General features: G+C 69.5%; 12 protein-coding genes and 1 pseudogene. 9 read left to right on the top strand and 4 right to left on the bottom strand.

Annotated elements, in window-relative coordinates; genetic code table 11:
• Window positions 1-6: 6 nt before the first annotated feature.
• Both CAP_RS27550 and CAP_RS27555 read left to right on the top strand, forming a co-directional pair.
• A complete protein-coding gene (locus tag CAP_RS27550; protein WP_052376081.1) occupies window positions 7-1,257 on the top strand; it encodes a carcinine hydrolase/isopenicillin-N N-acyltransferase family protein in 1,251 nt (416 codons plus the stop codon).
• Complete coding sequence (locus CAP_RS27555; protein WP_044246427.1) at window positions 1,254-1,565, top strand: polyhydroxyalkanoic acid system family protein; 312 nt, start codon at window positions 1,254-1,256, stop codon at window positions 1,563-1,565. The genes CAP_RS27550 and CAP_RS27555 overlap by 4 nt, the downstream gene beginning before the upstream one ends.
• A 72-nt stretch (window positions 1,566-1,637) precedes the next feature.
• On the opposite strand, the gene CAP_RS27560 is transcribed toward CAP_RS27555, so the two are convergent.
• Window positions 1,638-3,008, bottom strand: coding sequence for a hypothetical protein (locus CAP_RS27560; protein ID WP_044246428.1), 1,371 nt, complete (start codon window positions 3,006-3,008; stop codon window positions 1,638-1,640).
• Between the two features lie 208 nt (window positions 3,009-3,216).
• Here CAP_RS27560 and CAP_RS27565 point away from each other — a divergent pair, with 208 nt between their 5' ends.
• From CAP_RS27565 to CAP_RS27595, 7 genes are all read left to right on the top strand, one after another.
• The gene (locus CAP_RS27565) at window positions 3,217-3,831 is read left to right on the top strand and encodes a MerR family transcriptional regulator (protein WP_231511724.1); all 615 of its coding nucleotides are present in this window, start codon (window positions 3,217-3,219) and stop codon (window positions 3,829-3,831) included.
• Window positions 3,832-3,851: 20 nt separating this feature from the next.
• On the top strand, window positions 3,852-5,069 hold the full coding sequence (locus tag CAP_RS27570) for an IscS subfamily cysteine desulfurase (RefSeq protein WP_197041385.1): 1,218 nt from the start codon (window positions 3,852-3,854) through the stop codon (window positions 5,067-5,069).
• A 94-nt stretch (window positions 5,070-5,163) separates the two neighbouring features.
• Window positions 5,164-5,601, top strand: a complete 438-nt coding sequence (gene iscU / locus CAP_RS27575) for a Fe-S cluster assembly scaffold IscU (protein WP_044246430.1) — start codon at window positions 5,164-5,166, stop codon at window positions 5,599-5,601.
• 11 nt (window positions 5,602-5,612) lie between these two features.
• Window positions 5,613-6,053, top strand: coding sequence for a HesB/IscA family protein (locus CAP_RS27580; protein WP_044246486.1), 441 nt, complete (start codon window positions 5,613-5,615; stop codon window positions 6,051-6,053).
• A 73-nt stretch (window positions 6,054-6,126) separates the two neighbouring features.
• Window positions 6,127-6,678 (top strand): Fe-S protein assembly co-chaperone HscB, encoded by a 552-nt coding sequence (gene hscB / locus CAP_RS27585; RefSeq protein ID WP_044246431.1) that lies wholly within the window; start codon window positions 6,127-6,129, stop codon window positions 6,676-6,678.
• Window positions 6,675-8,615 carry a Fe-S protein assembly chaperone HscA gene (gene hscA / locus CAP_RS27590; RefSeq protein WP_063748761.1) on the top strand — a complete coding sequence of 647 codons (1,941 nt, stop codon included), beginning with the start codon at window positions 6,675-6,677 and terminating at the stop codon, window positions 8,613-8,615. The genes hscB and hscA overlap by 4 nt, the downstream gene beginning before the upstream one ends.
• Complete coding sequence (locus CAP_RS27595; RefSeq protein WP_044246432.1) at window positions 8,615-8,974, top strand: 2Fe-2S iron-sulfur cluster-binding protein; 360 nt, start codon at window positions 8,615-8,617, stop codon at window positions 8,972-8,974. Before hscA ends, CAP_RS27595 begins: the two co-directional genes overlap by 1 nt.
• Before the next feature lie 10 nt (window positions 8,975-8,984).
• Here the strand turns inward: CAP_RS27595 and CAP_RS27600 are convergent, their stop codons facing one another.
• From CAP_RS27600 to CAP_RS27610, 3 genes and pseudogenes are all read right to left on the bottom strand, one after another.
• On the bottom strand, window positions 8,985-9,827 hold the full coding sequence (locus CAP_RS27600; RefSeq protein WP_044246433.1) for a carbohydrate ABC transporter permease: 843 nt from the start codon (window positions 9,825-9,827) through the stop codon (window positions 8,985-8,987).
• Window positions 9,827-10,754, bottom strand: a pseudogene (locus CAP_RS55840) (carbohydrate ABC transporter permease). The gene CAP_RS27600 and the pseudogene CAP_RS55840 overlap by 1 nt, the downstream one beginning before the upstream one ends.
• Before the next feature lie 11 nt (window positions 10,755-10,765).
• Window positions 10,766-12,172, bottom strand: coding sequence for an ABC transporter substrate-binding protein (locus CAP_RS27610; protein ID WP_231511726.1), 1,407 nt, complete (start codon window positions 12,170-12,172; stop codon window positions 10,766-10,768).
• Window positions 12,173-12,203 lie beyond the last annotated feature (31 nt).

Raw genomic sequence — 12,203 nt, forward strand, 5'->3', positions numbered from 1 at the left:
GCGTTCATGTGCGACACGGTCGTGGTGGTGGAGGATCAGCGGGTCCTCTTCGCGAAGAACTCCGACCGTGATCCCAACGAGGCGCAGCTCCTGGAGTGGCAGACGGCGCGGGAACACGTGGAGGGTGCGGAGGTGCGCTGCACGTGGCTCACCATCCCGCAGGTGCGGCGGACGCACGCGGTGCTGCTGAGCCGACCCTTCTGGATGTGGGGGGCGGAGATGGGGGCCAACGAGCACGGGGTGGTGGTGGGGAACGAGGCGGTGTTCACGCGGGCGCCGCTCGCCGCGTCGGGGCTCACGGGGATGGATCTGCTGCGCCTGGCCCTGGAGCGCGCGGGCACGGCTGAGGAGGCGGTGGGGGTGATCCAGGGGCTGCTCGCGGCGCACGGGCAGGGTGGGGGCTGCGGGCACGAGGATCGGGGGTTCACGTACCACAACAGCTTTCTCGTCGCGGATCCGGGGGGGGCCTTCGTTCTGGAGACGGCAGGGCGCGAGGTGGCGGTGGAGGTGGTCACGGGCGGGGTGCGGAGCATCTCCAATGGGCTCACCATCGCGGACTTCGCGGCACGTCATGCCGATCCGGTGCGCACTGCGGTGAGCCGCTGCCGGGTGCGGCGGGCGCGCAGCGAGCACCTCGCGCGGTCGGCGTGGGGGGTGGCGGATCTGATGTGGCTGCTCCGCGATCACGGGGAGGGGCGCCGCAGTCCTGCGTACTCGGCGGCGAGCGGGGGGATGGGGGCGGCCTGCATGCACGCCGGTGGTCTGCTGGCGAACGCGCAGACCACCGCGTCGTGGGTGGCGGAGCTGTCGCCCGGGGGCGTCTCGCACTGGGTGACGGGGACCGCGGCGCCTTGCACGGGGCTCTTCAAGCCGGTCCGGGTGGGGGAGCCGCTCGATCTGGGGACAGCGCCGACCGATTGCGCGGACGCGCGCAGCCTGTGGTGGCGGCACGAGCGTCTTCACCGGGAGGTGATGCGCGATCCGGCGCGGCTGCTGCCGCTCTATACGGCGGAGCGCGATGCGGTGGAGGCGCGCTGGGTGCTCGAGCCTCCAGCCCCCGCGGAAGCGTTCAGCGAGGCAGAAACGCTGCTGGGGCGCTGGGAGCAGCGGGTGGCCGCGGCAGGGTACGGGGCCGCACCGAGGGACGTGCGCCCCGCCTGGGTAAAGCGGTACTGGGAAAAGCGCAACACCTGGGCCGGTGTCCGGTCCAGCCCGACTGCGCGCGGCCCTGGTCCTGGCTATGCTCCGGACCCATGAAGCACGTCGTCGAGCATGATCTGGACCCGGAGACCGCGCGCCGGGTCACCGAAAAAGCCTTCAACTCCTACAAGGAGCGCTTCGCCGAGTACAGCCCGACCATGAACTGGTCCTCCGACAAGCGGGCCGAGGTCGGGTTCTCGGCCAAGGGGATCTCGCTGAAGGGCGCGTTCGAGCTGAGCCCCGGGAAGATCGAGATGGATCTCGACGTGCCGTTCCTCCTCAAGCCCTTCAAGGGGAAGGCGATGTCGGTCATCGACGAGCAGATCAAACACTGGATCGGCGAGGCGAAGGCCGGCCGGATCTGAGCCCACCTTCCCGCTCGGGATCTTCACGCGGCAGGGGCGGTTGCTCCTGCCGTTTTCATTTCCGGGGTGGTGTCAGGCGCGCGCGGAGATGGTGATCGCCTGCTTGCGCTGCGCGAACAGCTCGGCGATGCCCTGCACGAGGGGGCCGATGGCGTCGGTGGGGCCGCCCTTCAGGTACTCCTCGGCGCTCAGCTTGCCGTCGAAGAAGGCCTGCGCGCGCGGCAGCTCTTCGCGGACGCCGTCGAAGCCGATGGCGTGCACCAAGAAGACGCTCATGGGGGAGTTGCGGAGGTCGTACTCGGACTCGCGGCTGCGTCCCTTGTCGAGCAGGTCGAAGACCTCGTTCTCCACGGTGCCCTGGGGGATGCAAGGGCGCTTCGGGCCGGGCAAGAGGTCGGCAAGGCGGCCGGAGGGCTCGCCGGAGGTGGGGAGCTGGCCGAGCATCAGGGTGAGGGGGACGTCGGGGCCGATGCGGCGGGAGAGCGCTTCGATGAGCGCCATGGTGACGATCTTGGTGCCGAGGTAGAGGCGGCCCACCGCCAGGTTGTGATCGGCGCGCGCGACGAGGTGCTGGTAGGTGGCCTCGTCAGGTTCGCCGTGGAACTTGCGGAAGATGACCTTGGGGTCGAGCGAGTGGAGGAAGCCCGAGGTCTTCTGCAGCGAGGTGCGGTACTCCCGCGCGGTGTAGCTGTGGGGGCTCTTGAAGTGGGTGTTGGTCTCCGGCAGGAGGCTCCAGGTGTTGTCGAGGAACCTGGCGCTGGTGTCGCCGAAGCCGTTCACGTCGCGGTTCGAGAGGCGCACGCTGCGGATCACCGCTTCGATGATCTCTGCCTCGCCGAGCTTTAGGCCGAAGCGCTCGTTCGCGGCGCAGAGGCGCGCGTAGAGGCCCTCGGCGACCGAGGTGCCGTCCGCGCTGGGCTTGCGGAACGGGATGGTGGCCTCGATGCACACCACGACCTGGCTGAGGAGGCCGGGGGTGAGCCAGGTGCAGAGGACCTTGGCGGCGACGAAGGCGCTGAGCAGCTCGTTCTGGCCACCAAAGGGCGAGAGCACCTGGCCCGGGGCGAAGTCGAAGAGCGTGAAGATGAGAGACATCTCCGCGTCGTTCGCCGGGAGCGCGTCCGCCTCACGGAGGCGCAGCTTCTCTCCGTCCTGCTCGATGAACGGGGTGAGGTAGGGCGCCAGGTTGAAGTGGATGCCGCGATCCACCTGGACGTACACGATGTCGTGGAACAGCGCGGCGAGGACCTCGATGGGATCCTCGTTGCCGCCGACCTCGAAGATGTGATCGGGCGTATGAAAGTACCGCCACGGGCCGGTCATCGTCTGGACGATGAGCTCTGCCACTGGCTCTAGCTCCGCCGCGGCGACGCCGAGGCCGAGACGCCCGAACGCCCACCCGAGCTTCGCCAGACACTGGTCCCTGTACTCGTCGAGGCTCATCGATCGCCGTTGCCGGCCTCCTCCGGGCCTCACGTCGACCCTTCTGCAAAGGAACACGACTCCGCGCTCTGCCGTCAAGCAGCACGGATCTCCGTTCACATTGGACCCGCCCGTCCGGTGGATGGCGGCGGATCCAGGCAGGTTGACATCATCGGAGCTGCCGCCTATGACATCCCTAACCCTAACGCATACGTAAGGGTTCGAGTTCATGACCATGGCGCAGCGCCACCACCTCCCTCTTGCCCAGGATTCCGGCACCGCGGTCACGCCGCCGGATGTCCGGACGGACCTGTCTGGGGGTCCGGGCGAGGGGGGCGGGGACGACGAGCGCCTCTTCCAGGTCGGCGACCTGGCGAAGGCCACGGGCAAGACGGTCCGGGCCATCCATCACTACGAAGAGCTGGGCCTCCTGACCCCCCACGCGCGCTCGAAGGGCCGCTACCGCCTCTACGACGAGGGGGCGCTCACCCGGGTGCGCTGGATCGGCAAGCTCTGCGATCTCGGGCTGTCGCTCGGACAGATCCAGCAGATCGTGAGCCACTGGAAGTCGAGCTCTTCGGCGCCCGAGGGGATGGCCCACGTGCGCACCGTGTACCAGCAGAAGCTCGAAGAGACGCGCGCGCAGATCGCCCACCTGTCCGCGCTGGAGCGCGAGCTGGAGGCGAGCCTCGCTTACCTCGACACGTGCGAGACCTGCGATCCAGGACGGATCGTCGTCTCGTGCTCGCGCTGCAACCACCACGACGCAGCCGACGCCCAGCCCGATCTGGTCGCAGGCATCCACGGCGGCAACGGGCGCCGCCCCCTGATTTCACCCCGCTGACCCCGAGAGACATCATGGCCATTCAGTTCCCCATCTACATGGACAACCACGCGACGACCCCGGTCGATCCGCGCGTGCTCGAGGCCATGCTTCCCTACTTCACGGGGAAGTTCGGCAACGCCGCGAGCCGGAGCCATGCGTATGGCTGGACCGCCGAGGAGGCCGTGTCGAAGGCGCGCGAGACCATCGCGAAGCTCATCGGCGCCTCGAACCCGAAGGAGATCGTGTTCACCTCCGGCGCCACCGAGAGCGACAACCTGGCGCTGAAGGGTGTGGCCGAGTTCTACAAGGAGAAGGGCAACCACATCATCACCACGGTGGTCGAGCACAAGGCGATCCTCGACACGTGCAAGCGCCTGGAGAAGCAGGGCTACGAGGTCACCTACCTGAACGTCGACAAGGAGGGGCTCGTCGACCCCGACGACGTGCGCAAGGCGATCACCGACCGGACGCTGCTCGTGTCGGTGATGCTCGCGAACAACGAGGTGGGATCGGTGCAGCCCATCGGGGAGATCGGCAAGATCACCCGCGAGAAGGGGGTGCTCCTCCACTCGGACGCGGTGCAGGGGATCGGGAAGGTGCCCTTCGACGTGGAGAAGATGAACGTCGACCTGGCGAGCGTGACCGCGCACAAAATGTACGGGCCGAAGGGCGTGGGCTGCCTCTACGTGCGGCGCTCGAAGCCGCGGGTGCGCCTGACCGCGCAGATGGACGGCGGGGGGCATGAGTTCGGGATGCGCTCCGGCACGCTCAACGTGCCCGGCATCGTGGGCTTCGCGAAGGCGGCGGAGATCATGCTCCAGGAGAGCGAGGCCGAGTCGAAGAAGCTCTTCGCGCTGCGCGAGCGTCTGCGCACCCGGCTGATGAAGGAGCTCGACGAGGTGAAGGTGAACGGGTCGATGGACAACCGGTTGCCCGGCAACCTGAACGTGTCGTTCAGCTTCGTCGAGGGCGAGGCGCTGATGATGGCCATCAAGGATGTGGCCGTCTCCAGCGGCTCGGCCTGCACCAGCGCCAGCCTGGAGCCCTCGTACGTGCTCCACGCGATGGGCGTCGGCGACGACCTCGCGCACTCGTCCATCCGGTTCGGCATCGGCCGGTTCAACACCGAGGAAGAGATCGACTACGTGGCTGATCTGGTGATCGGCAAGGTGAAGAAGCTGCGCGACATGTCGCCCCTCTACGAGATGTTCAAGGAGGGAATCGATCTGAACAGCGTGCAGTGGGCGGCGCACTGATCGACGCTGGAATCGCGCGGGGAACACGCGCGGCGGCCGCGATCGGGTGTTAGAATTCGAAGGGCGTCACGAAGGGAAGACCGGAGCAACAGCCATGGCATACAGCGAGAAACTGATCGAGCACTACGAGAACCCGAAGAACGTCGGCGCTCTGGACAAGGAAGATCCCGAGGTGGGCACCGGCCTCGTTGGCGCGCCCGCGTGCGGTGACGTGATGCGCCTCCAGATCAAGGTGAAGGACGGCATCATCGAGGACGCCAAGTTCAAGACCTTCGGCTGCGGCTCGGCCATCGCCTCGTCGTCGCTCGCGACCGAGTGGCTGAAGGGCAAGACCGTGGACGAGGCCGAGACGATCAAGAACAGCATGATCGCCGAGGAGCTGAACCTGCCCCCGGTGAAGATCCACTGCTCTGTCCTCGCGGAGGACGCGATCAAGAGCGCCATCGCCGACTTCCGCTCGAAGCAGTCGGCCCGGCGCACACTCGCCTCCGAGCCGGAGGCCCAGGGCGCGACGCCACGCGCAGCAGAGTGAACGGGGACGCCATGACGACGATGGAAGAGACCACCACGACCACGCCGAGCGCTCGGAGCGCTCCGAGCGCTCCGAGCGCTCCGAGCGTCGAGGAGAAGCCGAAGCGCTCGCTGACGATCACCCCCGCCGCCGTGGAGGCGATGCGGGGTCAGCTCGCGAAGCGCGGGACGCCAGACGCCGCGATCCGCGTGGGCATCCGGGGTGGTGGCTGCTCGGGCTTCTCGTACGTCATCGAGTTCGACGACAAGGCGCCGCGCACGGGCGACCTGGTGATGGAGTTCGCCGACGAGGGCAAGGCGAAGGTGCGGGTGTACTGCGACAAGAAGAGCATCATCTACCTGGCGGGCTCCGCGCTCGACTGGGAGAAGAAGCTCATGCACCAGGGCTTCAAGTTCCTGAACCCCCAGGAGGCGTCGCGCTGCGGCTGCGGCCACTCCTTCCAGGTCGGCTGAAGCCGCGCGAGAGCGCACGACAGCGCACGACAGCGCGCGAGAGCGCACGAGAGTCCACGAGAGTCAGCGCACCATGAACGATCCCTTCGCCACCCTGGGCGTCGAGCCCAGGTTCGGCCTCGATCTCCGCGCCGTGGAGCAGCGGCACCGGGAGCTGAGCCGCACCCTCCACCCCGATCGCTACGCGGGCGCGCCCGCCGCAGAGCGGAGGCTGGCGCTCGGTCGGGCCATCGAGGTGAACGAGGCCTGGCGCGTGCTGCGGGATCCCATCCGCCGCGCGGAGGCGCTGGTGGCGCTCGCGGGGGTGACGCTGCGCGAGGAGGCAGCTCCCAAGGCCGACCCGGCGTTCCTGATGGAGATCATGGAGCTGCGCGAGGAGCTTTCGGAGGTGGCGCGGAAGAAGGACCGGGGGCGGCTCGCGGCGCTCGCCGGACAGGTGCGGGCGCGCGAGGAGAAGGCGCTCGGGGCGCTCGGGGCGCTGCTCGACAGCGGGGGGGATGACGCGAAGGGCGCCGCGAAGGACGTGGAGAAGGCGCTCCCGCACCTCGCAGAGCTCAAATACTTTCGACGGTTCCTCGACGAGGTGAGCGCGATCGAGGAAGACCTGACGGACGCTCTACCATGACCCTGATCGACATCTTCGACCCCAAGGCCCGGCCCACCCCGATCGGCATCGATCTCGGCACGACGAACTCGCTCGTGGCCCGGGTGCGCGACGGCAAGCCGTTCGTGATCGACGACTGCAACGGCGAGCGGCTCGTCCCCTCGGTGGTGCACTACGACGCGCGCGGGGGGACCACCGTGGGCCACGCGGCGAAGCGCCTGGCGCAGGCGCACCCGCGCGAGACCATCGTCAGCGTGAAGCGGTTCATGGGCCGCGGCGCGGACGATCCGGAGACCCGGCGGCTCGGGCCGTACGAGTTCATGGCGCCGAGCACGCCCGAGGAGGCGAAGAGCGTGCGCTTCCAGGTGCGCGGGCGCGCGGTGACGCCGGTGGAGGTGTCGGCCGAGCTGCTGAAGGAGCTGCGCACGTCGGCGGAGCGGGAGCTGCGCTCGGTGGGGCCGGCGGTGATCACCGTGCCGGCCTACTTCGACGATGCGCAGCGGCAGGCGACGAAGGACGCGGGGAGGCTGGCGGGCCTGGAGGTGCTGCGGCTGCTCAACGAGCCCACCGCCGCGGCGCTCGCCTACGGGCTGGACAAGCAGCAGAACGGGCTGTTTGCGGTGTACGACCTCGGCGGGGGGACGTTCGACATCACGGTGCTCCTGCTCGACGATGGGGTGTTCCAGGTCAAGTCCACGGGCGGCGACAGCGCCCTCGGCGGGGATGACATGGACCGCGCGCTCGCGGGGCGCCTGCTCGCCGAGATGGGCGTCGAGGGGGCGACGGAGCCGGAGGTGGTGCGCCTGGCGCTCGACCTGGCCCGGGACGTGAAGCACCGCCTCACGGAGAGCCCGGCGGTCGAGGTGGAGATCCCGGTGGCCGGCAGCGCGGACGCGACCCGGCAGATCACGGTGACGCGCGATGAGTTCGACGCGCTCGTGGCGCCCATCGTGGAGCGCACGGGCGTGGCATGCCGGAGGGCGCTGCGCGATGCGGGGGTGCAGGCGTCGGAGCTGACGGGCGTGATCCTGGTGGGCGGGTCGACGCGGGTGCCCTTCGTGCGGTCCTACGTGGCGCGCATCTTCGGCAAGGAGCCGCTCGGGGACATCGATCCCGACGAGGTGGTGGCGCTCGGGGCCGCGATCCAGGCCGACATCCTCGCGGGGTCGCAGGAGCGCGCCGACGAGGTGCTGCTCCTCGACGTGCTCCCGCTGTCGCTCGGGCTGGAGACGATGGGCGGGGTGGCCGAGAAGATCCTCCCCCGCAACACGACGATCCCCACGGGCGCGCGCCAGACCTTCACGACGTACGCCGACAACCAGACCGGCTTCGATCTGCACATCGTGCAGGGCGAGCGGGAGATGGCGTCGGACTGCAGGTCCCTCGCGCGCTTCACGCTGAAGGGCATTCCTCCCATGCCGGCGGGCCTGGCGCGCCTGGAGGTGACCTTCCGGGTGGATGCCGATGGGCTGCTCAGCGTGACGGCCAAGGAGCTGACCACGGGCGTGGAGCAGAAGGTGGAGGTCAAGCCGAGCTACGGGCTGACCGACGAGCAGGTGGAGGAGATGCTCCTCGCGGCGCTCGACCACGGCGAGGAGGACCTGGAGCAGCGGCGGCTCGTGGAGGGCCGGGTGGAGGCGGACCGGGTGCTGCTGGCGACGCGCAAGGCGCTGGCGGCCGACGCCGACCTGCTGGAGGCCGGGGAGCGGGAGCGCGTCGAGGAGGCCATGACGGCGCTCGAGCAGGCGATGAAGGGGACGCGGGCCGGGGTGCTGCAGCGCCGCATCGAGGCGCTCGACGAGGCGACGCACGGCTGGGCAGGGCGGCGGATGGACCGGGCTGTCGCGCGGGCGATCGCGGGGCGGCAGGTGGAGGACCTGGAGTCCGAGGTGGCGCACTCGAAGGGCGTGGACCAGCACGTGGCGGAGCACCGGGCGAACGCCGGTGGAGGTGGCTGATGGCGACGGTACGGTTCAACGCCCACGGGCGGACCTGGGACGTCGAGGTGCCGGTGGGTACCACCCTGCTCGGTGCCTCGAAGCGCGCGGACGCGCCCGAAGGCGACGCCTGCGGCGGGGTGTGCGGGTGCTCCACCTGCCACGTGTACGTGGTGAAGGGCCGGGATCTGCTCAGCGATGCGGAGGAGGACGAGGAGGACATCCTCGACAAGGCCTTCGACGTGCGGGCGAACAGCCGACTCGGCTGTCAGGCGCGCATCGACAAGGATGGCGAGGTGGAGGTGGAGATCACCCGCGAGAGCCTCGATGCCTTCTACAACGAGCATCCGCAGGTGCCAGATCCGCGCAAGGCGCGCTGATCCTCGCTGATCATCCCTTCACCGCGCCCGCCGTGAGCCCCGCCAGGATGCGCCGCTGGAACACCAGCGCCAGCACGAGGAGCGGGGCCGTCACCAGCACGGACGCCGCCATCATCTGCCCCCAGGGGACCTCGTACGCCGAGCTGGTGGTCGCCGAGAACGACATGATGGCGTAGGTCACCGTGCGCTTGTCAGGAGTCTGCGTGAACGAGAGCGCGAAGAGGAGCTCGTTCCACGCGGCGATGAAGGCGAGCAGCCCGGTGGTCACCATGCCGGGCACGGAGAGCGGCAGCATGATCTTCACGAACACCTGGAGCGGGGTCGCGCCGTCGATGTAGGCCGCCTCTTCCACCTCCACGGGCACCGCCTCCAGGAAGCCGGTGAGCACCCAGACCGTGAACGGCAGGGTGAAGATCAGGTACGTCAGCGTGAGCGCCGGGAGCTGGTTGAAGAGCCCGAGGGCGTTGACGAGCTGGAAGAGCGCGCCGAGCACCGCGATCTGGGGGAAGAGGGTCATCGCCAGCACGGCGTAGAGGACCACGCTGCGTCCCCGGAACTTGAACCTGCCGAGCGCGAAGGCGGCCAGCGCGCCGATGCCGATCGAGGCGGCGGTGACCGAGGCCGCCACGATCACGCTGTTCAGCGCTGCCGTGAGGAAGTCGCCGTTCGAGAGCACGCCCCGGTAATGCTCCAGGGTGGGTCGCGCCGGCCAGAAGCGTACGGGAGTTGAGAACAGCTCCTCGCTCGGCTTGATGGACGAGAGGAGCGCCCACAGGAGGGGGAAGACCGTGAAGAGGAGGAAGGCCAGCACGAGCACCGCGAGGGCCAGGCGGCGGAGGACCCCGAGCACCATCAGGCGTTCTCCCGGCGGAAGACGACCACGTAGAGCCCGATGAACACCGCGATCACCAGGAAGATGGCCATGGAGATGGCGGAGCCGTAGCCGACGTCGGAGATGCTCACCAGGATCTCCTGCGCGTAGGTGGCCATGGTCTGCATGTCGGGGCGGCTCCCGAACATGACGTAGAAGACGTCGAAGACCCTCAGGGCGTCGAGGGTGCGGAAGATGAGCGCCACGAGCAGGGAGGGCTTGAGCAGCGGGAGCGTCACCCGAGTGAAGGTCTGCCACCGGGTCGCGCCGTCGACGCGCGCCGCCTCGTAGAGGTCCCGGGGGATGAGCTGGAGGCCCGCGAGGAGCAGCAGCGCCATGAAGGGGGGTCGCCTTCCAGACATCGACGAGCACCACCGCGGGCAGGGAGAGCGCGTCGTCCGCGACGAACGCGATGGGCTCGGAGAGCAGGCCGAGGCGGTTCACGAGCAGGTCGTTGAAGACGCCGTAGACGTCGTTGTACATCCACTTCCACATCTGCGCGGAGATGGCGGTGGGGATGGCCCAGGGGATGAGCATGGCGGCGCGTACGGCCGAGCGCCCCCGGAAGCGCGAGTCGACGAGGAGGGCGATGGCGAGCCCCAGGATCAGCTCCAGGAGCACCGTGACCACGGTGAAGAGCACCGTCAGGAGCAGGGCGTCGAGGAAGAAGCCGTCGACGAGGAGGTCCCGGTAGTTGCGGAGGCCCACGAAGCGCGGGGGCGCCTCGCTGCCGAGGCGGGTGTCGGTGAGGCTCAGCCAGAAGGTGCGCACCAGGGGGTAGAGGGCGACGAACGCCACCACGACGAGGGCCGGCGTCAGGAAGACCCAGGCCCAGCGCGCCTTGCGCCGCGCGAGCGAGCCCGCGCCCTCCTCTGCTTGCAGCACCGCCTCGCCCGCGCCCCCGTCCATGGTGCCCTCCCTCAGCGCAGCGCGCGCTGCATGCGCTGCGCGATCTGCTCCAGCGCTTCCTCCGGCGCCGTGCCGTGCAGCGCCTTGCTCACGCCCTGGTAGAAGGCGATGGAGATCTCGTTGTAGCGCGGCCCGGCGTCGCTCGATGGGCGCGCCACCAGGGTCGCGCCTGCCATGCGCTCCAGGAAGGGGAGCTTACGGACCACGGCCGGATCGCGCTGCACGGCCTGGAGGGTCGGGATGTAGCCGCCCGCGAGCGCGCGGAACCGCTGCACCTCGGGGCTCGACAGGTAGCCCACCAGCGCGGTCGCGGCGCCCTCGTGGCGCGTGTACGTCGAGACGCCGAGCTGCCATCCCCCGGCGGTGGCCACGCTGGGTTGCCCGGGCTCGTGCGGCATGGGAGCGACGTCGAAGCGCCCCTTCACCCGCGAGCCCTCCGCGCTGGCCGCCGAGTACACGTAGGGCCAGCTCCTCAGGAACGCCGCGTTGCCTCCCTGGAAGACGTTGCGGCTGTCCTCCTCCTCGTAGCCCGTGACTCCCACCGGCGAGATGGCGCGGATCCAGGACCTCGCGCGGGCGAGGGCGCGCGCGGCCTCAGGGTTGTTCACGGTCGGCGTGCGGCCCTCCAGCAGGTTGCCGCCGCCATGTGAGCGCACCCACTCCAGGGCGTTGCAGGTCAGGCCCTCGTAGGCCTTGCCCTGCCAGACGAAGCCCTGGAACACCCGCGAGGACGGGCGCTCTCCGGCCTGGATGCGCTCCGCCATCTGCCCGAGCTCGTCCCAGGTGGTCGGGGGGCCGCCGTAGCCGTACTTCTGGAGCAGGTCGGTGCGGTAGTAGAGCATGCCGAAGTCGGTGAACCACGGCATGGCCACCAGCCTGCCCTCCACCGTGTCGTTCTGCACCAGGGCCTCGAGATGCGCTGCCGCTGCCGTGCCCAGCGCCGGCTTGAGGTCGACGAGGTGCGCGGCGAAGGTGCCTGGCCAGATCACGTCGAGCGTCACCACATCGACGTCCGGTGATCGCGCCTGGAAGAGCCGCTGGTAGGTGGCGTAGGTCTCCGTGGAGTCGCGGGGACGCATCACCACGTTGACGGAGATGCCGGTGTCCGCGGTGAAGCGGCCGCAGAGCGCGCGGTCGATGGCGCCGCCGATGCCCACGGACTCGGCGTAGTACGTCAGCCTTCCGCCTGCGTGCCGCCGGGCCTCGTCCGCGCCCGGAACCGCGGGCGCTGGCAGCCCCACCTCCGGCAGCGTCTCCGCTTCGCCCGAGGGAGCCGAGGCGTCCCCACGGCACCCGGGGAGCGCTGCGGCGAGGGGACAGAGGAGCCCCGCGGCGAGGAAGGTGCGTCGGTTCTCCCTGCCAGCGTGCGCCATCTCCAGCCCCTCCAGCATCTGGTCGCCCCCACTGGGCTCGGTCAACCCCTTTGTGCTCCTTTCATCCGGAGCGAGG

Source organism: Chondromyces apiculatus DSM 436, assembly GCF_000601485.1.
Taxonomy (GTDB): domain Bacteria; phylum Myxococcota_A; class Polyangia; order Polyangiales; family Polyangiaceae; genus Chondromyces; species Chondromyces apiculatus.

Excerpts from the sequence above, each read along its gene's own strand:
- CAP_RS27550 (WP_052376081.1), top strand. The coding sequence starts at position 7 with ATGTGCGACACGGTCGTGGTGGTGGAGGATCAGCGGGTCCTCTTCGCG.
- hscA (WP_063748761.1), top strand. The coding sequence starts at position 6,675 with ATGACCCTGATCGACATCTTCGACCCCAAGGCCCGGCCCACCCCGATC.
- CAP_RS27565 (WP_231511724.1), top strand. The coding sequence starts at position 3,217 with ATGACCATGGCGCAGCGCCACCACCTCCCTCTTGCCCAGGATTCCGGC.
- CAP_RS27555 (WP_044246427.1), top strand. The coding sequence starts at position 1,254 with ATGAAGCACGTCGTCGAGCATGATCTGGACCCGGAGACCGCGCGCCGG.
- iscU (WP_044246430.1), top strand. The coding sequence starts at position 5,164 with ATGGCATACAGCGAGAAACTGATCGAGCACTACGAGAACCCGAAGAAC.
- CAP_RS27560 (WP_044246428.1), bottom strand. The coding sequence starts at position 3,008 with ATGAGCCTCGACGAGTACAGGGACCAGTGTCTGGCGAAGCTCGGGTGG.
- CAP_RS27595 (WP_044246432.1), top strand. The coding sequence starts at position 8,615 with ATGGCGACGGTACGGTTCAACGCCCACGGGCGGACCTGGGACGTCGAG.
- CAP_RS27600 (WP_044246433.1), bottom strand. The coding sequence starts at position 9,827 with ATGGTGCTCGGGGTCCTCCGCCGCCTGGCCCTCGCGGTGCTCGTGCTG.
- CAP_RS27580 (WP_044246486.1), top strand. The coding sequence starts at position 5,613 with ATGACGACGATGGAAGAGACCACCACGACCACGCCGAGCGCTCGGAGC.
- hscB (WP_044246431.1), top strand. The coding sequence starts at position 6,127 with ATGAACGATCCCTTCGCCACCCTGGGCGTCGAGCCCAGGTTCGGCCTC.